The organism is Enterovibrio litoreus (assembly GCF_045679545.1).
GTDB lineage: Bacteria > Pseudomonadota > Gammaproteobacteria > Enterobacterales > Vibrionaceae > Enterovibrio.
On record NZ_CP166195.1, the window covers coordinates 551,171 to 575,692 of the forward strand.

Sequence of the window (24,522 nt, forward strand, 5' to 3'; positions counted from 1 at the left end):
TGAACACAGGCTGGCGTTTGGCGAACTCCACTGTAAAAGCAATTACAGCTTTCTCACTGGCGCCTCCCACCCAGAAGAGTTAGTCGTTCGCGCGGCAACCTTGGGTTACAAATCACTCGCGATTACTGATGAATGCTCATTCGCTGGCGTAGTACGTGCTTACACTGCCATTCGAGATCAGCAACTAGACCTGACCCTGATCATAGGCTCAGAAGTTCTCTTTCAGAACGAAAAACTGGTGCTGCTTTGCCCCAATCGTACCGCCTATGGTGAGCTTGCACGATTAATCACCCAAGCTCGCATGCGAAGCGAAAAGGGACACTATCAAGTGCATAGTGACGACTTTCGTCATATTGCGCATTGCCTTTGCATCTGGCTACCCACTTTGAATCACGAGGGAAAAAGCGACACCGCACAATTCCAATACTGGCTCAAAAAAACCTTCGATGGTCGGCTTTGGATTGGCGCAGAGCGTCTTCTTCTCCCTGATGAAGCCCATTACCTAACCCTATTAGACACTCTCGCTAACGCCTTAGACATCCCTGTCGTCTGCACTAACGATGTATTAATGCATCACCCAAGGCGCCAGCCTTTGTTGGACGTGCTCACGGCCATTCGTCTGAGAAAGCCGCTAGATGAATGCGGCTTATCCCTGCCACGTAATGGAGAACAAGCACTGAAGCCTCTCGACAAGATTGCCAAGCTTTATCCAGAGGCATGGATACACGAAACCGCTCGCATCACGAATCGTTGTCACTTTTGCTTAAGCGAATTGCGATATGAATACCCTGCCGAACTGGTTCCCGACGGGTTTACCATTAGCCAATACCTTCGTCACCTTGTAGAAAATGGGATCATTCTCCGTTTTCCTGACGGCATCAAACCCGAGGTTCGCGACATCATCGAAAAAGAATTGGTGCTGATCGCCGAGCAAAAATACGAGTACTTTTTCCTAACGATTTACGACATCGTTCAATTTGCGAAATCCCAAGGGATTTTGTACCAGGGACGGGGATCAGCCGCTAACTCCGTGGTGTGCTATTGCCTTGAAATTACGGCGGTAAACCCAGAAAAAATCAACGTACTCTTTGAACGCTTTATCTCCAAAGAACGTGACGAGCCCCCCGACATTGATGTGGATTTTGAGCATGAACGTCGTGAGGAAATCTTCCGCTATATTTACCAAAAATATGGCCGTCAACGCGCAGCATTGGCGGCGACCGTGATCACCTATCGCTTCAAAAGCGCCTTTCGTGATGTCGGCAAAGCACTTGGCATCAATGAAACGCAACTGGATTACTACATTAAAAACCTTAACCACAGAGACAAGGAATTAGACAAAGCCGAACAGCTCAACAATCTCGGACTAGACACCCACTCTCACCTTGGACGCTGGCTATTAGAGTTGGTGGAAGAAATCTGCGGCTTTCCGCGCCATTTAAGCCAGCACGTAGGCGGGTTTATTATCTCGGCAGGGCCATTGTATGAACTGGTTCCGGTTGAAAACGCTGCCATGGCTGAGCGCAGTGTGATCCAATGGGACAAAGATGATCTGGAATCTCTAGGCTTATTGAAAGTTGATATTCTCGCCCTTGGCATGCTCAGTGCGATTCGAAAAACATTTGCCATGATCAATCAGCATCATCATCGGTCGCTGTCCATCGCAGATATTACTGCGATGGGTGATGATCAAGCGGTATACCAACAACTGCAAAAAGGCGATTCAGTGGGTGTATTTCAGGTGGAATCACGCGCACAGATCAACATGCTGCCAAGACTAAGACCTTCCTGCTACTACGACTTGGTCATCCAAATCGCTATTGTGCGCCCCGGCCCGATACAGGGGGACATGGTGCATCCTTACCTCAAACGTCGCTGGGGACAAGAAGCCGTTTCATGCCCGTCCAAAGAAGTGGAATCAGTGCTCGCGCGCACCATGGGTGTGCCCATTTTTCAGGAGCAAGTCATTCAACTGGCGATGGTTGCGGCAGGTTTTTCCGGCGGTGAAGCCGACCAACTTCGCCGTGCCATGGCGGCATGGAAACGCAATGGGAAATTAGCGCCGTTTCGCGAGAAACTGATCGATGGGATGCAAGCACGCGGCTATGACCTCGCATTTGCCGAGCAAATTTTCAAGCAGATACAAGGCTTCGGCGAGTACGGGTTTCCGGAATCTCACAGCGCTTCATTTGCGGTGTTGGCATATACCTCGGCATGGCTCAGACATTACTACCCCGTCGCTTTTTACTGCGCCTTACTCAATAGCCAACCCATGGGGTTTTACAGCCCATCCCAGCTATTACAGGATGCAGCACGTCATGGTGTGAAAGTCTTACCAGTGTGTGTCAATCGCAGCCAATGGGATCACCAGCAAATACTGGAAAACGACCTACCCGTTTTACGCTTGGGTTTTCGTCTCGTAAAAGGCTTTTCCGCTCAAGGTGGCGAGTTGTTAGTGTCTCGTCGTCCCCAGCACGGATTCCAGCACTTGAATGCCCTGCGTCAAATCGGCCTCAGTCGCGGTGATCTGCAAGCACTTGCCAGTGCCAACGCTACGCAGATACTCGCCAACAACCGTTTTTCTGCGCGCTGGCAAATGATGGATGACACACACACGCTACCACTACTGAAAAACACCACACCGACAGCCGATGACACCCAAGCCATTATTTCGCCCACCGCGATAGAAGATGTGATTGAAGACTACGCCGCAACAGGGTTGACGCTTGGCAAGCACCCAATAGCCTTGCTGGATGAAAGTGCAGCGCTAGGAAAGCACCGCCTTGCCAACGAGTTAACCACCATTCGATCCGGCACTGCGGTTACGGTGGCTGGGGTAGTCACAGGACGACAACGCCCCGGCACCGCAAGCGGCGTTACCTTCATGACCTTGGAAGATCAAACCGGCAATATCAATGTGGTGGTGTGGTTAGCCACAGCGCGAGCGCAAAATACGCCGTTTGTGACTGCGAAGATTTTAAAAATAAAGGGGATTTTGGAGCGAGAGGGCGATGTGGTGCATATTATTGCGGGTCGCCTGATTGATATGACTCCAGCACTTGATCAGCTACTTATCCAAGCGAGGGATTTTCACTGATTCCGCCATGACTCACGATGGCTAGGCTCATAAATTGACATTTCCAACGAAATATCATTTTTGCCACTATTTGGGATGATTTTCATATAGCCTCGCGATTAGGCGCTATACAAACACGATTAAAGTGATCACCCTAAAACGTTTCGACAGATAACTAGTCATTAAAGAACGCCTTAGCCTGCATGATATTATCCGGGTAATTTATGTTAAATATAACGCCTTCACACCTCCCCCAGACAACCACATCAATTCTTGAATTTTTCTATCAATATTATGAAATTAGCTAGCGGAATTACGATCTGTGTATTTTACTTAACGTTAGAGTAAGGAAAGTTCATGGACGGAAAAATGACTAACGAAAACAACGTCAAAAAAAACTCAAAACTGGATTCAGTTGAGCCATCTAGGGCCCAATCAGAACGAGCAGTAAAACAGAGAAAACGTAAAAAAGTCCGATTGCATTCGAGAATTCAGGTTAATGTGCCCTTAACTCAGTCTTTGATGCTGATCCTTCCTTCGTTAGCAAAACATGATTCAGCTGAAACGACGAACATCACTGAAACTGTCAACATCGCTGATGATGTCACGTCGGAGAATCAAAAGTCCGTCAACAATCAAGAAAGTACCGCTCGTAAAACCACTGATATTTCTAAAGACCAAAATCAAAAACCAATAACAAGAAATATTCTCGAACCCGAAGACACTATTGTTCATGAACATACCTCTCAAGGCGGAGGGAGCACTCTAAGGCCTTCACATCACCTTTCAAACGTATCTCACCCTCAGGTGCATTACGTCCCTGCAAGTTCGCTCGCCTCTATTGAACCAGGTGGAGTCGTCACACCAAGCAACAAACCACCTACAACGCCCAGCGTCCCTGTCACCTTTACTCAGGAAGTTATTAAAGGAACCTACGGAGAACTTCACGTTGATGCGAGCGGTAAATACACCTTTGTATTAAACCCGCTTTCGCCTCAGTACATTTTATTGCACCAAAATCAACCTGGCACAGATAAGTTCGTGCTTCACTTATCGAATGGCTCCAGTGTTGTTGTACAAATACCGGTTGCAGGAAAACAAGACAGTCCATCCATTTCCGGAGATTTACACGGCATTGTGACTGAAGATCGGAACGCGGATTCTAACGGCTTATTGAATGCGGCAGGTAAGATTGATGTCGTCGATCCTGACCACGATCAGAGCGCTGTAATTGCTGAAACGATTATAGGTAAATATGGCACTCTGACTATCGACGCCAATGGGGCATGGCATTACCAAGTCGACAACTCACTCCCCAACATACAAGCTCTGACCTCACTCACTAGTCTTCATGAATCGTTTGTCATTCATACGATAGATGGCACGCCTCAATCGCTCGAAATGACAATTGGTGGTATTGATGACAACGCCGTTGTCACTGGCCTAGATAGCGGGACTTTAATCGAAGATGCAACCACACATATTCATGGGCAACTGGCCGTTTCAGATTCAGATTTAAACCAAGATCACTTTCAAGCGGAACAACTCCAAGGCCATTGGGGTAACTTATCGATTCGAACAGACGGCTCTTGGACTTACGATTTAGATAATACCAACCCAAAGATTCAATCGTTGGCGAAAGGCTCCACAGAGACAGACATCATCACTGTTCACTCAGCTGACGGCACACCGCACCAAATTACGTTGACGATTAGCGGCACCAATGATGCCGCAACCGTGAGCAGCGCTAGCGTTGCATTCAGCGAAACCGACACTCACATTACCACTTCAGGCACCTTAACCAGCACCGACATTGATAACCCTGATAACGCATTTATCGCTAGTTTGATTACAGGAAACAATGGCGACTTAACCATTGATGCAAACGGTCATTGGGTATTCACCGCGAACAGCGCATTTAACCAACTCAATGTGGGCGACAAGGTCGAAGAGACATTTACTGTAGCTTCCGTTGATGGCACTCAGTCAACCATCAAGGTAACCATCAACGGTACGAATGATGCCGCAACCGTTAGCAGTGCTACGGTTTCTGTAGATGAAACCGACTCTGCGATAATCACATCTGGCGCCTTAACCAGCACCGACATTGATAACCCTGATAATGCATTTACACCAGATTCGATCACGGGTACTCATGGCAACTTAACCATTGATGCAAACGGTCACTGGGTATTCACCGCGAACAGCGCATTTAACCAACTCAATGTGGGCGACAAGGTCGAAGAGACATTTACGGTAACGTCAATTGATGGAACTCCATCCACCATCAAAATCACCATCAACGGCACCGACGACAAAGCTGTGATTAGCGGTGTCTCAACGGACTCAGTTAAAGAAGACATCGATCCTGGCGTTAACTCTTATGGCAACTTTGGTGGTAGCAATTACGCTAGCTCGCATTGGCATCAATTAACAATTACCGATAGTGACAATAGCGTCGATCAGGTCAACATTGAATTTGGCGGTAAAACTGTCACTTGGCAAGTTGGCTCGCCTCTTGATATCCAAACCAATTATGGCAAGTTCGAGCTCACAACATTTTCGCATGGCCCTCACAAGGGGGAGCTAGTTTGGTTGTATAACGGTGATAATCGCAACCCATCGATTCAAGGTTTAAAAGAAGGAGAATCTTTACACGAAAGTATCACTTTAGTTGCGCCAGATGGCACTCGCCAGTCCTTATCTGTCGAAATTAAAGGGACCGAAGATCACGTTGTTATCGATTCACCCAATCATCTTGGTGATGTGATTGAAGATCAAAACGCGGGTGCACAAATTACAGGACAGCTACTCGCACATGATACTGACACACATGACTCTGTGAGTTGGACTGTTACCCAAGCAGCCGGTAAATATGGTGATTTTTCGGTTGATGCTGATGGCAACTGGCAGTTCATTGTTGATCAATCTAAAGCGATATCTTTAGGTGAAGGCGATGAATGGAACGAGCATTTCACCATTGAAGCGCTATCGACTGATGGAAGCAAAGTCAGTAAAACGGTCACTGTGGTCGTGCACGGTAGTAACGATGCGCCAACTGTGACCGGTGGACTTGTGTTAACCCAAGGCATTGAAGATAAACAGGTTATATTAACCCAACAAGATTTGTTAGCCCATGCCAGTGACAGTGACCGCAACGATCAAGGCTGGCTAAGAGCCACCCACTTAAGCGCCGACCATGGTTCAATCAGCACCAATGCCGATGGCAGTTTCACCTTTACGCCAGAAAAAGACTACAACGGAGATGTGCACTTTACCTATGATGTCATTGATCGCCACGGGGGGGCTACGCACACAGACGCAACGATCAATTTAGTTGCTGTCAATGATGCTTCCGTACTTGCGAATGCGTTATCTAGCAACGAAGTAATTGAAGATCATCTTAGCGGTTCCTCTTCTCATACGTTAACTTCTTATTGGAAAAATCTTGATATTACTGACACCGATGCTCAAGCAGATGCACAAATTGTCAAAATTGAAGTTAATGGTGTTGAGCATAGCGTCCCCGCCAATTTTGCAATGACTTTACAGGGTGCTCACGGTTCATTTGTCACCACTCATGGCTTTGATGGACATAATAAATGGCGTTATATCGCAGATAATAATCACCCTGAAATTCAACAATTAAAAGATGGTCAAAGTCTCACCGATCACATGACATTGATCACCGCAGATGGCACACGCATTCCTATTACTGCGACGATTAAAGGCACAGATGATAGCGTCATTATCGATACTCCTGATTCGTTAACAGCATCGATAGGCACTGCCATTGAAGATCAAAAAACCTCCCTATCGGGCACATTACAAGCACACGATGTTGATAAAGATGACAGCGTGCATTTTCAAACGCAGAATTTAACCGGTAATTTTGGCAGTTTCAGTGTCGCGAAAGATGGTACTTGGCATTACCAATTAGATCCGGCCAAAGCACAGCACTTAACGGCGGGACAAAATCAAACAGAAGGATTTGATATTGTCGCTATTTCAAGTGATGGCTCTACAGCAACACAACATATTCAAATAAATGTACAAGGTAGTAACGATTCTGCGATCATCGCAGGTGTCGATACTGGCAGTGTTACCGAAAATTCCGCCGGTAAAGACATGTCTCCTGATTATGCACAACCGGGTATGGCTCACCTTGGCCGCAACCCTCTGTATGCCAGTGGTACATTAACCATTTCAGACGTGGATTCCGGCGAAGCAGCCTTCAACACTCACGGCGTCGGCTTTACCTACTCGGGTAAATTTGGTGATCTACTGCTGCAAGAAAATGGTCAATGGACCTATTATGCTGATGCTGGCGGTGTGCGTATTAAAGGTGGCTACGCGTCCAACAGAGGATCGACGATTGACCGGCTCGGTGAAGGGCAAAGCCTGACCGATACCATTACCGTTTATTCAAAGGATGGGACATCTCATGACATTGTTATCACCATTCATGGCAGTAACGATCGCCCTTACTGTTCATCTGAAGTGGTGCTTGCAAATGGTAGCGAAGACACACGCCAAACTCTGACGACAGCGCAATTGTTGGCGAATACCGTCGATGTTGATAAAAATGATGCCGGACTGCTGAGCATTGAAAACCTGCACGCCGACCACGGTTCTATTTTAAATAATGCCGATGGTACCTTCACCTTTACGCCAGAAAAAGACTACAACGGAGACGTGCATTTTACTTATGACGTAAAAGATGCTCACGGTGGTATTACACATACAGGCGCCTCCACCAACCTAGCGGCCGTTGATGACAAGACAGTGTTTGGCGGTGTCTCAACGGACTCAGTTAAAGAAGACATCGATCCTGGCGTTAACTCTTATGGCAACTTTGGTGGTAGCAATTACGCTAGCTCGCATTGGCATCAATTAACAATTACCGATAGTGACAATAGCGTCGATCAGGTCAACATTGAATTTGGCGGTAAAACTGTCACTTGGCAAGTTGGCTCGCCTCTTGATATCCAAACCAATTATGGCAAGTTCGAGCTCACAACATTTTCGCATGGCCCTCACAAGGGGGAGCTAGTTTGGTTGTATAACGGTGATAATCGCAACCCATCGATTCAAGGTTTAAAGGAAGGAGAATCTTTACACGAAAGTATCACTTTAGTTGCGCCAGATGGCACTCGCCAGTCCTTATCTGTCGAAATTAAAGGGACCGAAGATCACGTTGTTATCGATTCACCCAATCATCTTGGTGATGTGATTGAAGATCAAAACGCGGGTGCACAAATTACAGGACAGCTACTCGCACATGATACTGACACACATGACTCTGTAAGTTGGACTGTCACCCAAACTGCCGGTAAATATGGTGATTTTTCGGTTGATGCTGATGGCAACTGGCAGTTCATTGTTGATCAATCTAAAGCGATATCTTTAGGTGAAGGCGATGAATGGAACGAGCATTTCACCATTGAAGCGCTATCGACTGATGGAAGCAAAGTCAGTAAAACGGTCACTGTCGTCGTGCACGGTAGTAACGATGCTCCAACTGTGACCGGTGGACTTGTGTTAACCCAAGGCATTGAAGATAAACAGGTTATATTAACCCAACAAGATTTGTTAGCCCATGCCAGTGATAGTGACCGCAACGATCAAGGCTGGCTAAGAGCCACCCACTTAAGCGCCGACCATGGTTCAATCAGCACCAATGCCGATGGCAGTTTCACCTTTACGCCAGAAAAAGACTACAACGGAGACGTGCACTTTACCTATGATGTCATTGATCGCCATGGTGGCGTGACACCCACGGACGCAAGCATGAACCTGGCAGCGGTGGCAGATAGCGCATCCTTCTCTGGCCAGTTGCAAGGAGAGGTTATTGAAGATAAAGGCATGCTCTCAAATAACAATAATGTTATCGAAGTAAGCGGGCATATTTTTGTCAATGACCCCGATGCAGGTGAACAAGGGTTTCGATATGGTACGGGAACAAAGATCAATGACCCTTTTGATGGTGTTCTGCATATCTCAGCCAATGGCACTTGGACATACGACGTACATAACGACAAACTACAGCACCTTTCAGCCAACGAAGAGGTACTGGTCACTCACCGCGTATACAGTAAAGACGGTAGCTCACAAGATATTGTCATCAAAGTCACCGGCACCAATGACAAACCGGTCGTAACAGAGGTACAGCAAGGCCCTCATGTTATTAGCGAGGATTCAAATCATGATGTATCAGGCCAGATAACGATTAGCGATGTTGATCATAGCGATCAACATTCCGTCACTATTGATAGCCAACATCAGCCACAGTATGGTTCTGTTACCTATAACAGCAATACACAAACTTGGGTCTATACACTTAATAACAGCAATAGCCATGTTAATGCTTTAAATAATGGTGAACAATTGACCGATAAGTTTTCTTTGTTGGTCGATGATGGACACGGGGGCGTTACAACTCAAGAAGTTGAAATGCGTATTGATGGACACAGCGATGTTCCACCAATGCCAACCCTCGTTGCCCCTGCAAAAATTACCGGCAGTGCCGGCAATCAGAACCTGCATGTGTCAATTGGAGTTCCTCCAATTATTCACCAAGGTACCCCTACGTCAATGACAGGCTGGGGAATATCGGATGGCCATGGGCATTCATTGACGACCTTACATGGGCAATTCGGCACTTTGCATGTCAACCCTGCAACGGGAGAGTTGAATTACGATTACCAACAATCTTCAGGGGTGGTTAAAACACATACAGGAGGCTCATACGGTAGTGGTACAGACGAAACCGACTCGTTTGTTTTAACCTTAGGAGGCGATCAAAACTCACAAGTCGCGGTGCACCTGCATTTGCATTCGCAATCCGTCCATGGAAACAGTGGACATCACATCGACCAAACCACGCTAACTGGCATGGATTTATCGCCAATCGCCCCACCACCACCTCCTCCAGCACCCGGCATGAGCCAAGCGGATGAACCGGATGCCTCTTTCAGCCCCCCTGATGAAGTGACTCATCATTTTGATGAGGTGACGGCAAACCTGGAACATACAGCGATAGGTGAACACGAACAGCGCTCTGGTGCCCATGCCTACCTCGACGCTCTGGGTATTAATGTTGACTCATCGTCTATGGATTCACCGCTACACCATGAGCCAATGGCACAGGATATCGATATCATTTTCAGTGAAGCCGAGAGTGCTTCTGAGGCCGAGCAAACTGACGATGGTATGAGTGATGGGGCGTCTCACCATGCCGATAACCCATCTATGGATGATTCTTTACACCATCATAATGACGTTGACGGACTGCCTGACATAGACCCAAATAACTAGAACATCACCCCTTCGGTTAGAAAAAAAAGGAGCACGGCATGTGCTCCTTTTTTATGCAAGCCAGAGTGGAGGACTTTACCGCTCTCCAAACGCCACGCTCACATTGGTATAAATCGGTTTCCATAAGTATTGGAACACCGACTTCTCGCCAGTTGTGATGTCTACTTCACCCGTCATACCCGGCAGTATGGAAAAGCTTTCAGGGTTATCACGGAAGTAAGGCGTATCAACCGACACTACAACTTCATAATAGATCTCGCCACGTTCGCTTTGACTTGTGGTCGGTGAAATACTCTCTACCGCCCCTTTTAAAGCCCCAAAGCGGCTGTAATCAAACGCATCAATCTTGATTCGAGTGGGCTGCCCAACACTCACAAAACCAATATCTCTTGGGGACAAACGTGCTTTGAAGTCAGCGTTCCCTCCGACAGGCACAATTTCAACTACCGTGCCACCCGGCTGAATAACACCCCCATCCTGTGTGCTTGGTATGCTTTGCACCAAGCCTTGTAGCGGTGACACTAACAGGGTGTTTGTCAATTTCGCTTGGCTTGAACGCACTCTGGCATTCAGTGCAGATAAATCAGACACAGCTTTAGAACGTTCGTCGCTCACTTTTACTTTCGTCTCAGCCAAAAGTTGTTCAATTTTTTGATCATTGCTGTCTGCTTGCCTAATCAATACCGACTTTTTGCCACGAGCTTCTTCAATTTTCTGCTCGATGCTGGCCAGTTTTTGGCGCATTTCGAGCACACGCAAACGAGAAATATTGCCCGACTTATAGCCATCTTCCAGTAAGTTCAATTCTTGTGTGGTGGCGTCGAGTTCTTTCTCATAGCTAGGTAAAGACTTTTCAACACTGCGAAGCTGCTCTGCAATTTGCTCACTTTCTTTCTCAAGTACCACTCGTTTTTGGAAATAGAGGGCTTTTTGCGCGTTCAACTGCGCTTTTTGTTGGCTGACGATCTCTGGATAATCGACCTCAAATTCAGCCAGATTCGGCTCACGTTGTTCAAGTAAAGCATTCATACGCTCCACACTGGCGAGAAGCGTGACTTGTTGAGACTTCAATTCTTCAAGTGCCGAGCGCTGGAAAGTGGCATCGAACTCAACAAGCGGCTGGCCTTTCTCAACCAATTGGCCCTCTTTAACGAGAATCTGCTTTAACTTCCCACCGATTTCACTTTGTAATACTTGCTTCTCGCCCTCAGGAATCACCGCGCCTTTTGCTTTCGCAATTTCATCTACTTGAGTGATAACAGACCAAGTGACAAAAGCAATCACACACAAAGCAACCGACCACGTCGCTAGCGACAATGTACGAGCCGTATTTTGTGATTCCACAAGTTCACCGAAGCGCTTGCCCTTCTCGATAGGTTGTTTAGCCATTAGCGACTCCTTGCTTGGACTCTGATTGTTCTTGATGGGCTGCATTTTGTTGAGCAGACGGTTTTTGAGACGATTGAGGTTCTGAAGGCTGCTCTGCTTCTAATGGGCCTGAATAAACCACGGCACCTTCATTTAACACCACGACTTTATCGGCAAGCTTGATTAAATCCGGATCGTGGGACGTGAAGATCACCGTTGCTTTTCCTTTTTTGGATTGCACAAACTCACCAAATATACGCTTGGCATTTGGATGCGCATCAGGCACTGGGTTATCCATTAAGAACATTGGGTAGTCATAAACCAGCGCTTTCGCATCAATGAGGATCTGCGCGACACTGCCTGACAACATGTCAAAAAGGCTATCCGGCTGAATACTGCTAATGGACATATCTAGCCCGCCAGGTAACGTCTCGAACCAACGCTTCCCGCCCACCATTTCAATCGCAGAAATCATTTTCTGATCTTCGACTTTATGTCCATCACTTAACCACTCCCGAATACTCAAGGTGAGCAAGTCAGGGTATGCTGCACGAATAAAACACCAATGGCGATAAAGCTGCGGGTCGTATTGCGCGAGGTTAACGCCTTCAAGCTCAACCATACCGTTTTGTATAGGCTGTAGGCCCGATAGCACTTCGATCAACGTTGATTTACCACTCCCAGAAGGGCCAGTAATCGCGACAATTTCACCCGCTTCAATATCAAAGCTCACGCCATTCAATGCCGGACGACTCTGCTTGGGATAACGCAGCGTCACCTGCTCTAATTTCAATCTAGGTGCTCGCATTGGCAACGGGTGATGCTGATAACTAAATTCACGCTCCGACGGTTGAGACAGAATACGATTCACCTGCAACTTGGACTGATTAAAGCTATTAAAACGCATCGCGCTATTCGCCAATACCTGAGCAGGGCCTGTCACTTTAGATATCAACATCATGGAAGCAATCAAACCACCGGGCGTCATGATTTGTTCAAAAATGAGCCCTATCCCTAACCCCATTACGGCTAATGTCGAGCCCACACCAATGAAGTAATAAATAGAGGTATACCGACTCTGGAGAACCGATTGATTGAAAGTCACTGTAGAGGCGAGAAGATTGGCCTTTTTAAAGCGTTGAATCCAGTGCTCAGAGAAGCCAGCACTGCGAATAAAGGCAAGCTTAGAGGACAGCTCATTCGTCATGTTTTGACGATTAGTACCAGCAACCGTCGATTGCATTGAGCGCTTGCTACTGGCGCGGATAGAACGTTTTGCCAATAGGTAATAAAGAGCCAAAGACACGATAGGAACCAGGACTAACCAACCGCCTAGCACACCTATCGCAAACACGAAAATAACAATGAATGGCAGATCAAACAGCGCATTTCCGAGTGGCCCTGACAACACATTTGAAATACGCTCAGACAGCATCACTTGGTTTTGTTGGCTAGAAGACGCCATTTGCTGATTTTGAGCATAGCTATTGCGAAGCAGGCGCTGAACCAGAGATTGAGATATCTCGCGGCTCACTCGGTTTGACACTGAAACAAAAACTCGGCTACGCAATGTTCTTAGCCAGCCCATCATCACAAACAGCAATGCCGCACCAATGGCAATCCCCTGTAGTTCGTGTCCTGCATCACCACCAATAACATGGTCATAGATCGACATCGTAATGAATGGAACCGCAAGTGCAAACAAGTTGGTGACAAAACTAACCAGCAGTAATTTAGGAATGATGGGGAGAAACGCATGTAACCTTTCGCCAACCCAATCAGGAGAAGCCTTCTCTAAGGGAGGGCCATCTATCACAATACAAAACTGCGGGGCATCGGCAATGTGCCCACTCGTGTTGGAAGCAACAAATCGCGTGGATTCTATATAACCGGAAACCAACTCGTTTTCACCAAGTACCAGTAATACTAACTTGTGATCACCTACCTCATTTAGGTTAGCAACCAATCGATATGGCAATGCAAGCCTATCGAACATGGCAAACATATCATCTATTGATTCAATGCCATTCTCATCGACCCATTGATGAGCGAACAACTGGATATTGGCGTTAACTTCCAGTTGTTTCAGAACAGAAATACTCTCGGTTTCTAAATGGCTCATTACCTTTTGTCGACTGTTCGTGTCTACACGATTACCAGCATCTATACGATTCATGCAGCAGCCTCCCGATCACTTGGGTTTTCAGTCTTAATTGCTCGACTCTCCACTGTGATGATTCGATTCGCTAATTCACGAAGTTTCGGATGATAGCTCACCATCAGTATCGTGCGTCCTGCCAACACTTCTTCTTCCAACACCTTTACTAGGTTTCCAAGGGCGTCTAAATCAAGAGATGAATCTGGTCTGTCCAACATCACTACGGGCTTATCACTGGCTAGCTGAGCCGCGATATTGAGCATCTTCACGTTGCCCATACTCAACAAAGAAGCACTCGTATGGCCAACGTGTGTTTCTAACCCATCAGGTAAGCGAGTCATTTCTTTTGTTAATCCCAAACGCTTAGCGTAGTCGTTGGCGCTTTGCGTTTTTTCGGGATCAAAGCCACACAAATTATCGAGTATGGTGCCCGACACCAGTTGCCCTTTTACTCCACAATAAGCTGCAATCTTGTTTACGGATGCTATTGAAACGGATTCCCCATCGATGAAGCACTCTCCCGTTGTCAGAGCATCAATACCTGCAATCGATGATAAGAAATGACTGTCTATATGGCGATTCTCACTCTCCAGCAATACCCATTCGCCTTTACTGAGCGTGATGTCTGAATAAGTAAGTTCACCATACCTTTCAACGGTTGCTTGCTTGATCTCGAGCACTTGAAAATCGCCCACCGCTCCAAGACCAGTCAGTGTAGTTTGAGATTGCTCAGAAATGAGCCGCTCGGAAGTGGAACCTTGATACGTCGAAGAATCAGAGAATTCACTTAACTTTTCTATTGCCTGATTAGCACTGTGTATAGAACTGAGCTTGATTCGAACACCCACCAAAGCGCTTAACGGTGCGACAGCTCTACCCGACAAGATGGAACATGCGGCCAATCCACCTGTAGTTAACTGACCATCCAATACCCACAAGCTACCGGTAATCACCAGTAAGACGGAAGTTGCTAACGCTGCGAGCTGAATACACTCTTGAGCAAAAGCGTTATGCTCTTCTTCCTTTGCTTTAGACTGAGATCGAACATTATTGAGGGATTTAAACTGATTAAATACTCGAGATTCAACGGCCTGACGTTTTATTCCCTGAATGGTTTGGCTTAGCAAGTTCAAGAACGCTTTTCGCTCCTGTTCATCTTTGGAAGCTTCTTCACTTAAGCTTTTAACGCGAAGAGAAGATAGCCAAACAATCCCCAATGTAATGAGCCAAACTGCCAAAGGTATCGCCACCAATCCGCCGCCGATGTAAGCCACCAAACCCAAGAAAATCAGCGCAAAAGGAAGGTCTATAAAGCCTGCAATTACCCCACCCGAATACCAATCTTTAACTTTGGATACGGCGCCAAGTCCCTCTTCAATGCCACCAACACCAAGTTGACGAATATGACGAGATGAAGTGCTCGTCACTCTTTCTACCAATGTTTGATACGTTGCTTTTTCGGTATTGCTCGCCGCGGCTGACAACAACCAAGTGCGCACAAATCGAATGATTGCTTCCATGGCAACGGCCAACGTCGCGCCAGCCAATAGTAGCGTGGCCGTACCGTAGCTTTGGTTAGGTAAAATACGATCGTAAATTTGTAAAACCGTTAACGGCACGGCGAGAGAAAGAAGATTTATGAGCAAAGTAGGAAGTAGGACTTTCCCTACCACTCCTTTGTTTTTCATTGTACGTGAGGGCATACACAATCCTTATCCATGCTTATGCAATAAGGTTGGTACATAGTGTCCGGTTTCGCAAGGTAAGGCGCTGATTTAATTTAACTTTAAAAATAAAAACAAGTCCTCTCCCTCGTACACGACAATGACCCCATAATGTCATGGCGAAAGACCACAGACACGATGTAATGCGGAAAATCACCGCGAAGGCGAGAGGTGTTCTATGACAAGACGGATATACTGCCTATTCAATATTTTAAATTTACTGCCCCAAAATAGGCCATGACAGCCTACATGAACCAAATGTTATCTTGGGGTCCCAGCCACATTTGTGCTGATCGTGTGTGTTTCAACAACCAGCATCAATCAACCAAAAACTTCTTCTACATCAACAACTTTTGAGCGATTCACTGTTATCTTCCAACGTTGTAGCGTCATGCTGCCATCTTGGTTTTTCTGCTTAGAAATCAAATTGAACTGATGACGTTTATCAATGGATTCTTGGGTGACTTTCCCTTCATTTAGGGTATAGAAGCGTTGCTTACCACGCGCCATTAAGCGAGAGAATGGGCGAAAATCGACTCTCCACACTTCACGTGTCATGTCATAGCCACTGAGAAATTTCGTGGTCGACATCTGCGTGACCATTTTAATGCGAACAACCGATTCTTCTCGTTGACGTAGCTTTCCACGTCGCACTTTTCGCACATCATCAGGGATCTTATCGAACGGAATATAATCGAGCCACTCAAGCTGGTTGCCGATTCGCTGTCCCGATGTTGGGTCTGTAAACAACTTACGCCACTTGGGGCGACCCTTGCGTATCCAGCGCCACAATACATCACGAAGATCATCTTTAAATATTTCGCGTAATGCATATAAACCCGCCATTGCGAGGACAAACGACAGGGTAATTTCACCCAGAAAACTACGCATACGGATAATCGCGATTGTGACGAAAATCATTACCAAGCCGGTAGCAGTTCCCTTAGCGAGTTTATTCAGCGTTTGCCCTAGCACCACGTCGTTTTGTCGAATGGTCACAGGGTATTCAATCAAACGTCGCGCCAGTCGCATTTTGTTCACCATGCGAGTGGGATCATTCTGTGCTTTAAGCGAGTTGTAATTTTGATCAAGACGATACGTTGCTTCTGATTCACAGAAGGTGATCAACTGCTCGCGAATCGGCTTAAAGGCTGCGCTTCTCGGCATGTGAGCCACAAGAGAGAGAAAACGCTGTTCGGTCAGCCAGGACAAGTAGTTATCGATATTGTTGAAGTACTTGATCAAGCTGTCATCTTTTGGCTTATAACGACGCAGACGACGCAGAATTTCCACTGCCATGTCCGTGATCACTTCAAGCTGCTCAACCGCTTCCTCTTCCTCGAGATCTTTCATGGAATCAAAAAAGCGGTGGGTCGTTTTCTCTAAAGACAATGAATACTGGTAAGCATACAAACTCAAGCTGACGCGATATTTATCTGACGGAAGTTTGTCCCGGCTCGCCAGACGTGATTGCACCAAAGGAAGATTATACTGAGACGTAAAGTACGTACGTGTGTTGGACAATACGGTGTTGTAAAAGTCGTCTTCACTCAGGACGTTGTTAGAGAAGTTAAGCTCCCCCGGAACAAAAAGGTAGAATTCGACATCCTGTCGTTTTATCTCTTCATTTAATATCGCGATCCGTGCGGTTAATCCCTCATATTTTTCAACAGAGATCAATGATGTACTCCAAAATTGTCATTTACGGGCCTTCTGCCACTTGCGGTACAGTTTAACGAATTTGCTTTTCAATGCCGAAGTAAAAAGTGAAGAGTAGTAGGAAAAAAAGAGAGCGAACAATTTATGACCACCTCTTTCCCATCATGCGGCAGTTCCCGACTTTAAAGGGCAAGCGGATTGAAAACAGACAACACTCACTGAGTTATCCACAGAAAAAGTGAATAAGATCGGTGTCAGAACAACGTCACGGAGGAATGACCTTATTGAAAGGCTTTCATTCGGTGGACACACTGAAAAGTACAAAGGCCTGCTGCGCTATCAAATGAGAAGCCAATAAATACGCGACGCACAGATGTCTCACCTTCCCCCTGTTTTCTCTCTCTATTTTTGCTCGAGCACTTGACGCATGCGCGTTTGCACCACATCAACTAGGAGGTCAGGTTGGAACTTAGACACAAAACGATCACAGCCGACTTTCTCAACCATGGCTTCATTAAAGCTGCCACTGAGTGAGGTATTCAATGCAATATACAGATTACTCATTCGGCTATCAGCACGGACTTCAGAGGTAAGCTTGTATCCATCCATTTCTGGCATCTCTGCATCGGTGATCATCAGCAAGATTTCATCGGTCACTTTCTTGCCTTCGTCACACCATGACTGAAGCAATCTCAGTGCATGCGCCCCGTTTTTCATTTCAATGCATTCAATGCCAAGCTGTTTCAATGTTTCGGTGACTTGTTTTCTGGCCGTAGACGAATCGTCAACCACTAAGACTTTTCTGCCCACTAAATGCTGGGACAAATCCTGATCCAATACTTCCTCAGAAATACCAATGTCGTAAGAGACAATCTCAGCCAAGACTTTTTCAACATCAATGATCTCAACCAGCTTAAGTTCGTTTTCATGCTCAAGCTTGGTAATGGCCGTCAAGTAGTTGCCGCGCCCAGTGCTTGGGGGCTCCATGATTTCATTCCAGCCCATATTCTTGATATAGACCACTTTCCCCACCAGAAAAGCCTGAATCGAGCGATTATATTCCGTCACGATAAGGTTGGCTTCTTTATCGACTTCAAGAGGACGCATTCCTACTGACTGACGCATATCGATAACAGGGATGGAGTGGCCTCGGATAGTTGCCACACCGCGTATCTTAGGATGAGCCCCAGGCAGCTGATTGAGGTGCGGCACTTTCAGTACCTCTCGCACCTTAAACACATTAATCGCGAAGAGCTGTCTGGTGCCTAGTTGAAAAATCAATAGCTCAAGCCGATTTTCACCTACAAGGCGGGTTCGGGAATCTACAGAATCTAAAATACTTGTCATGAGTATACTAACCGCTCGGTGATCACATCAGTGTGTGATTTCTCATTGTCTATGGAATGACAAGAGTAAAACACATTTGTATTCACTGCTCATCATAGCGTCACTATTTAGCGCGTAACTTATCAATTAACCTTAATAATAGAAAAACTCCTTGAATAAAGCGAAACCCCAACACCTTGCATGCATGACAGATCGTTACAAATCAAATCACTATCACAGAATTTTTTACCAATGTTCACTGATAAATCAGAATAACCTAGGTGTTATCGTGGCGATCAAACGCTACAATTAGAGTACAACTATAAAAATTTCTGTTTACTGACAGGCGCTAATATGAAAAGCAAGGCCAATGAATCTCAGGGAATGTTGCTCTTTAAACTTTCTGCCACGCAGACCTTTGCGATTGGCACGCTCAAAGTGCGAGAGATCGTGCCCTTTTGCCCGCTCACATTGCTCCCAGGTTCACACCATACGGTTATTGGTACTGCCAACATGCGTGGCATAACAACGCCTGTCATCGATATGGCGAAAGCGATTGGCTACGCCCCAGTGAGCAAAGATGAGTATAAAGACTGTTTTATCATCATTACAGATTGCCAACGACGCGTGGTTGGCTTTCTAGTACGTGGTATCGAAAAGATCAGCGAGTGTGATTGGCGAAACATTGCACCACCGCCGAGTTCGCTTGGTACAGGTGCATTTTTAACAGGCGTCATGCAGGTTGAAAAAAAGACGGTGCAGCTGCTCGATGTTGAGCTCATCATGTCAAAAGTATTCCCAACTTCTGCTGATAAGCTTCACCCGATTCTCGCCGACGTAGATCGCGAAAAGCTAAAACCAATGCACATCCTGTTGGTGGATGACAGTGCTTTGGCTAGACGACAAGTGTCCGAAGCGCTCGATAGCATCAATATCCCTTATGTGGTGAGTGCCGACGGCCTTGATGCGCTCGACAAAATGAAAGATTCTGCCTTAGCCGGGCGACCTTTTGACATTGTTGTCAGTGATATTGAAATGCCCGGTATCGACGGATATGAGTTGGCGTTTGAGATTCGGAGCAACAACTCAATTTCAGAGGCTTACCTGATACTTCATACCTCCTTGTCGAGCGAAATCAGTGTTGACCGTGCAAAGCAGGTCGGTGCACATGAAGCATTGGAAAAATTCGATGCCACTGAGCTGGTTAATGCCATGCTAAGAGGGGCCAACATGAAGACCGAGAATGAGCACGTTCGATTAGAAGGCACTATCGAGTAATTTATTTTCATTTGTCATCATGTTGCATGTGTCCCCCCCAGACGGACATGCGCAACATGATGAGCAACTTATCCCAATACTTATCTGCACTTCACGCCAATTACATCTTTCACATTACTCACTTTTCCTTGATCAAAAGACTGTTTCCGGCTGCCTCAATGTGGTTTAATTTCGTCAGGATCACACATAGAAGGTTAAAGACCTATGAACAATGTATTCGAGATCGTTAAGTTCTCTCGTCGCAAAAATAAACTGAAGCGGGAAATTCAGGACAACGAGAAAAAAATCCGCGACAACCAAAAGCGCGTCACCTTGCTTGAGAACCTGCTTGACTACATTCAGCCAAACATGACTCACAATGAGATCGTAGAGATCATCAAGAACATGAAAGCTGATTACGAAGATCGTGTTGATGACCACATCATCAACAGCGCAGAGATTTCAAAAGAGCGTCGTGAAATCAGCCGTCAAATCCAAGAATTGACGCGTCTTGAAAAAGAAGGCAAAAAATAAGCATCTTGATGCTTGATGCTTGCAGTGTAAGTCTGCAAACATTGTACTCATAAGCTGCATATTTGCAGTAATAGTCAGCATAACCTACGTTTAGTAGTAACTTTACAACGTACGGTTATGCTGAATATGTTTGATCAAACTAATAAAGCCTCATTTGTCCACAACATCAGAAAGTTTATGAGCTTGAAGAACGATGCTGTCGTTCGCACGATGTCTGTACTCGAATACGATTTTTGTCTTCACCTCGAATACAATCCAGATGTTCACTCGTATGTCTCCCAACCCGATGGCTTTTTCTACCATTTTAATGGTCGAAAATGTCGATACACTCCCGATTTTCAAGTTTTCGACAGCGCCGGAACCTCAGCATTTTTCGAAGTAAAACACTCTAGCAAAATATCTTCACCAGACTTTAAAGCCCGATTTGGAAAGAAAGTTCGCGTTGCCGATGAGTTAGGACACGCACTTGTTCTTGTCACTGAAAAGCAAATCCGATTCGACCCAATCATCAATAATCTCAAGCTGTTACATCGATACTCAGGTCTCCACACCGTTACTGGAATACAAAAAAGTGTTTTGGCGTTTGTTCGCAAAAGAGGGGCAGTTAAGCTCTATCAAGTCGCTGATGAGCTTGGTATTTCAGAGCACGAGACCTTGATATGCTCTTTATGCTGGATTTCTTCGAAAAAAATCAATGCAGATTTAAGGCAAGAGCCGTTCAGCTTAAACACGCTTGTATGGTGTGACTAATGAGTGATGAAAAAAGCGCTGCTTTTGGGTATGACAGTGCTTTTGGGGCATCTCCTGACAAAAGTGACGATGATCTTTTCGAAGATTTGTTCAAAGGATCTAATACTCATCACCTCATTCGGTCTTTAGACTCCTACACAGAGAAGGAACAACAAGCGGCCATCGCGAAACTTAAGATCATACGTTTCGTGGAGCGTAGGATTAAGGGTGGGTGGACTGAAAAGAATCTTGTACCGATACTGGCTGAAGCAAAATGCTCACTAGGTATAAAAATACCTAGCTGGAGAGCACTTGCGGATTGGAAAAAGCAGTATTACGAATCCGGTAGGTCGATTCATTCCCTCGTGCCCCAGCATCGAAAGAAAGGAAACCGGAACCGGAACCGGCATACTGACTCACAGCAATACATAGACGAAGCAATCGAGAAAAAATATCTGACTCGAGAAAGGCTAACAGTTGCTGAGACCTATCAATACTACAAAGACCAAGTTCTGCTAGCCAATAGAAACATTGTTGACGGTAAAATCACGCTGCTGAAAGACAGGGCTTTTTATGACCGAATAAAAGAGCTCCCTCCTTACGATGTCGATTTGGCAAGGTACGGCAAGCGATATGCTGACAGGAAATATCGAAGTGTTGGTGAAATGGTTCCTGCCACATACCCTCTAGAATATGTTGAAATCGATCATACGCCAGCGCCCGTGATTCTAATCGATGATGAACTTGATATCGCTGTCGGCCGCCCCTACCTGACCATACTTTTTGACCGATACACAAAGTGCATTGTTGGTTTAAGCGTTAACTGGAGAGAGCCTAGCTATGACTCTGTACGGAAAGCATTTTTAAATGCTGTCTTAAAAAAGGATTGGCTGAAAGAGCGCTACCCGATGGTCGAAAATGACTGGCCCTGTTTCGGGAAAATTGAACACTTAGTGGTTGATAATGGTGCCGAATTTTGGAGCGATAGCTTGGAGGACGCCTTACGACCTCTTGTTACAGATATCGACTATTGCAAGACAGCTCACCCGTGGGAAAAGCCTGGTGTAGAAAATGTGTTCGACCTCTTTAACAGGGGAGTAAACAATAAACTTCCCGGTAAGACCTTCACGAACCCTGAACAACTTAAAGATTACAATCCTAAAAAAGACGCAGTAATACGTGTATCTACGTTCTTATCTTTCATGCATAAATGGATTGTCGATATATACCACCAAGACTCCGATTCAAGAGAGCGAGCGATACCCTATCGTAAGTGGGACAGTAGTAAGTGGCGCCCCAACTTTTATGAAGGTAAAGAAGAAAAGCAGTTGAGAATTGAATTGGGGTTATTAAGGCATCGCACCATCCGGCTAGGTGGTATACACCTACACAGTATTCGATATCAATCGGATGAGCTTATCAACTACCGCAAATACAATGCAGACAAACTCTACGTCAAGACTAAAACCGATCCTTCAGACCTTAGTCATATCTATGTTTACCTTGATCAAGAAGCACGTTATATCAAAGTTCCTGCGGTAGACAGCACTGGCTATACAAAGGGCTTATCGCTCTTTGAACATCAACGTTCGCTCCGTGTTCAACGGCTACACACGAGAAGCCTAGTCGACGAAGAAGCTCTTGCTGATGCCCGTTTGTATATTGACGGAAGGATAGATGAGGAGATCGAGTATTTCTCTCAGCCAAAGAAAGGAAAGAGAAGCTTACCTAAGTCAGGAAATGTATCAAAAATTGCAAAATTCCGAGATGTAGGCTCTGACGGCCCAACGACTATCGTAAATAAAGATAGAATGCTAACCAACGGCATTACTTCAACGTCGCCGGAGCCTACAGTCGAAAATCACCCTCCCTTACAGGACTTTACCGATATCGAGGGGTATTGATGATCCAACTAAACTCTGACCAAATGAACAGCCTGGTAGCATTTAGGTCATGCTTCATTGAATATCCTGCAATCTCAGAGATTTTTGGCGTATTTGACCGATTGCGGCTAAATCGACATCTCGGCGGTGAACAAGAGTCCATGTTACTGACGGGTGAAACTGGTTCTGGCAAAACCGCTTTAGTGAACCAATACCTCGCGAAAAACCCGACTAACTCGACCCACAGTTTCGCTGACCAAAAAATTTTAAGCACGCGAATCCCTTCAAACATCAGTGAAGAAGGCACCATTCAACAGTTTCTTACAGATCTCAATAATAAGGCCTCCTCCAGCCGAACCAACAACAGAAAAAAAGCCCCAGCCCTGGCTAAGGGAATTGTGCGCCAGATCAAAGATAAAAATGTCGAACTAATTATTGTTAATGAAATACAAGAGCTTATTGAGTTTTCAACAGCCGACATGCGTCAAGAAATAGCCAATACGTTTAAATATATAAGCGAGGAAGCAAAGGTCCCCTTTGTGCTTGTTGGGATGCCATATGCAGGAGTGTTAGCCAATGAAGCCCAGTGGAGTTCACGCCTTGGGTGGAGGAGAGAGATTGATTACTTCAGGCTTTTCAAACACCAAGATACCGAAGATAGAGAATCTCCATCTATTCCTGATATCGAGGGAAAAGAGCACTTTGCAAGATTTGTCGCAGGATTGGCTTCTAGAATGCAACTTGACCAAAAGCCAATACTGACGGGTGACGATATACTCTATCCACTCTTTTCCATCTGTTCAGGTGAATGCAGGAAACTAAAGCACTTCCTTGAAGATGCGCTGTTAAACAGTTTTCTCCAAGCAAAGCCGACAATTGATAAGAAGGTTTTGTCAGCCACTTTTGTTCAAAAATACCCGAAGCAACAAAACCCTTTCGAATGCTCAATTGAGCAGATAGAAATAAGAGAGCTAAAAGAGGTATCAAGATACAACTTATCGGCTACGTCTAAGGAGGATAAGATGTTGCCTCGTCTTTTGACCGACGCCTTGCCAACGGGCCTTCTTTTGAGCAATAAGCCATTGCGCAGGGGCTAGCTCTCGCCATCCCTACCCAAGGTCGCAATCAATGCTGCCTTCTCTTCATCACTCATTCTATCAATCACGCAGGCCAGCTCGGCACTTAACTCGCTTTCACAGAAAAAGTAATTCAGCGGCACGCCAAGCTCATCCGCCATGCGGCGGAGCGTGCCTATATCAGGCGTGTGGCGTCCTTTCTCGTAGTGGTTCATGCGACCACTGGCAGAGCTTTGTTCCATACCAATTCTTATACCCAACTCTTTTTGGGTGATACCGGCTTTTTTACGGGCTTCTTTGAGCCTCGTGGGGATTGGGTTGTCTTTTTGCACTGAGCCATATCTGGTTGACCTATGTCGACTTAGATTGTCTAAGTTTTACTGATTTCTGTATACTTAGCAATCCTAAGTTTTCG

At 45.8% G+C, this 24,522-nt stretch carries 13 protein-coding genes; 7 read left to right on the forward strand and 6 right to left on the reverse strand.

What is annotated here, in order from left to right; translation table 11 throughout:
• The first annotated feature begins 10 nt into the window (after positions 1–10).
• Positions 11–3,097: an error-prone DNA polymerase gene (locus AB8599_RS17995; protein ID WP_407334427.1), complete on the forward strand. Its 3,087-nt coding sequence runs from the start codon at positions 11–13 to the stop codon at positions 3,095–3,097.
• Between the two features lie 336 nt (positions 3,098–3,433).
• Positions 3,434–10,393 (forward strand): VCBS domain-containing protein, encoded by a 6,960-nt coding sequence (locus tag AB8599_RS18000; RefSeq protein WP_407334274.1) that lies wholly within the window; start codon positions 3,434–3,436, stop codon positions 10,391–10,393.
• A 75-nt stretch (positions 10,394–10,468) separates the two neighbouring features.
• Here the strand turns inward: AB8599_RS18000 and AB8599_RS18005 are convergent, their stop codons facing one another.
• The 5 genes from AB8599_RS18005 to AB8599_RS18025 all read right to left on the reverse strand — a co-directional run bounded on the left by AB8599_RS18005 (position 10,469) and on the right by AB8599_RS18025 (position 18,649).
• The gene (locus tag AB8599_RS18005) at positions 10,469–11,782 is read right to left on the reverse strand and encodes an HlyD family type I secretion periplasmic adaptor subunit (protein WP_407334275.1); all 1,314 of its coding nucleotides are present in this window, start codon (positions 11,780–11,782) and stop codon (positions 10,469–10,471) included.
• Positions 11,775–13,937, reverse strand: coding sequence for a peptidase domain-containing ABC transporter (locus AB8599_RS18010; RefSeq protein ID WP_407334276.1), 2,163 nt, complete (start codon positions 13,935–13,937; stop codon positions 11,775–11,777). Before AB8599_RS18010 ends, AB8599_RS18005 begins: the two co-directional genes overlap by 8 nt.
• Positions 13,934–15,622, reverse strand: a complete 1,689-nt coding sequence (locus tag AB8599_RS18015; RefSeq protein WP_407334277.1) for an ABC transporter transmembrane domain-containing protein — start codon at positions 15,620–15,622, stop codon at positions 13,934–13,936. Before AB8599_RS18015 ends, AB8599_RS18010 begins: the two co-directional genes overlap by 4 nt.
• 342 nt (positions 15,623–15,964) lie before the next feature.
• The gene (locus AB8599_RS18020) at positions 15,965–17,323 is read right to left on the reverse strand and encodes a hypothetical protein (RefSeq protein WP_407334278.1); all 1,359 of its coding nucleotides are present in this window, start codon (positions 17,321–17,323) and stop codon (positions 15,965–15,967) included.
• A 381-nt stretch (positions 17,324–17,704) separates the two neighbouring features.
• Complete coding sequence (locus tag AB8599_RS18025; RefSeq protein ID WP_407334279.1) at positions 17,705–18,649, reverse strand: chemotaxis protein CheV; 945 nt, start codon at positions 18,647–18,649, stop codon at positions 17,705–17,707.
• Between the two features lie 333 nt (positions 18,650–18,982).
• On the opposite strand from AB8599_RS18025, the gene AB8599_RS18030 reads away from it, so the two are divergent.
• From AB8599_RS18030 to AB8599_RS18050, 5 genes are all read left to right on the forward strand, one after another.
• Positions 18,983–19,906 carry a chemotaxis protein gene (locus AB8599_RS18030; protein WP_407334280.1) on the forward strand — a complete coding sequence of 308 codons (924 nt, stop codon included), beginning with the start codon at positions 18,983–18,985 and terminating at the stop codon, positions 19,904–19,906.
• A 204-nt stretch (positions 19,907–20,110) separates the two neighbouring features.
• Positions 20,111–20,419 carry a DUF496 family protein gene (locus AB8599_RS18035; RefSeq protein ID WP_407334281.1) on the forward strand — a complete coding sequence of 103 codons (309 nt, stop codon included), beginning with the start codon at positions 20,111–20,113 and terminating at the stop codon, positions 20,417–20,419.
• Positions 20,420–20,545: 126 nt separating this feature from the next.
• A complete protein-coding gene (locus AB8599_RS18040) occupies positions 20,546–21,169 on the forward strand; it encodes a TnsA endonuclease N-terminal domain-containing protein (RefSeq protein ID WP_407334282.1) in 624 nt (207 codons plus the stop codon).
• Positions 21,169–23,052, forward strand: a complete 1,884-nt coding sequence (locus tag AB8599_RS18045; RefSeq protein ID WP_407334283.1) for a Mu transposase C-terminal domain-containing protein — start codon at positions 21,169–21,171, stop codon at positions 23,050–23,052. The genes AB8599_RS18040 and AB8599_RS18045 overlap by 1 nt, the downstream gene beginning before the upstream one ends.
• A complete protein-coding gene (locus tag AB8599_RS18050; RefSeq protein ID WP_407334284.1) occupies positions 23,052–24,128 on the forward strand; it encodes a TniB family NTP-binding protein in 1,077 nt (358 codons plus the stop codon). The genes AB8599_RS18045 and AB8599_RS18050 overlap by 1 nt, the downstream gene beginning before the upstream one ends.
• Here AB8599_RS18050 and AB8599_RS18055 read toward each other — a convergent pair.
• Positions 24,125–24,439: a helix-turn-helix domain-containing protein gene (locus tag AB8599_RS18055; RefSeq protein ID WP_407334285.1), complete on the reverse strand. Its 315-nt coding sequence runs from the start codon at positions 24,437–24,439 to the stop codon at positions 24,125–24,127. The genes AB8599_RS18050 and AB8599_RS18055 overlap by 4 nt on opposite strands.
• Positions 24,440–24,522: the final 83 nt, after the last annotated feature.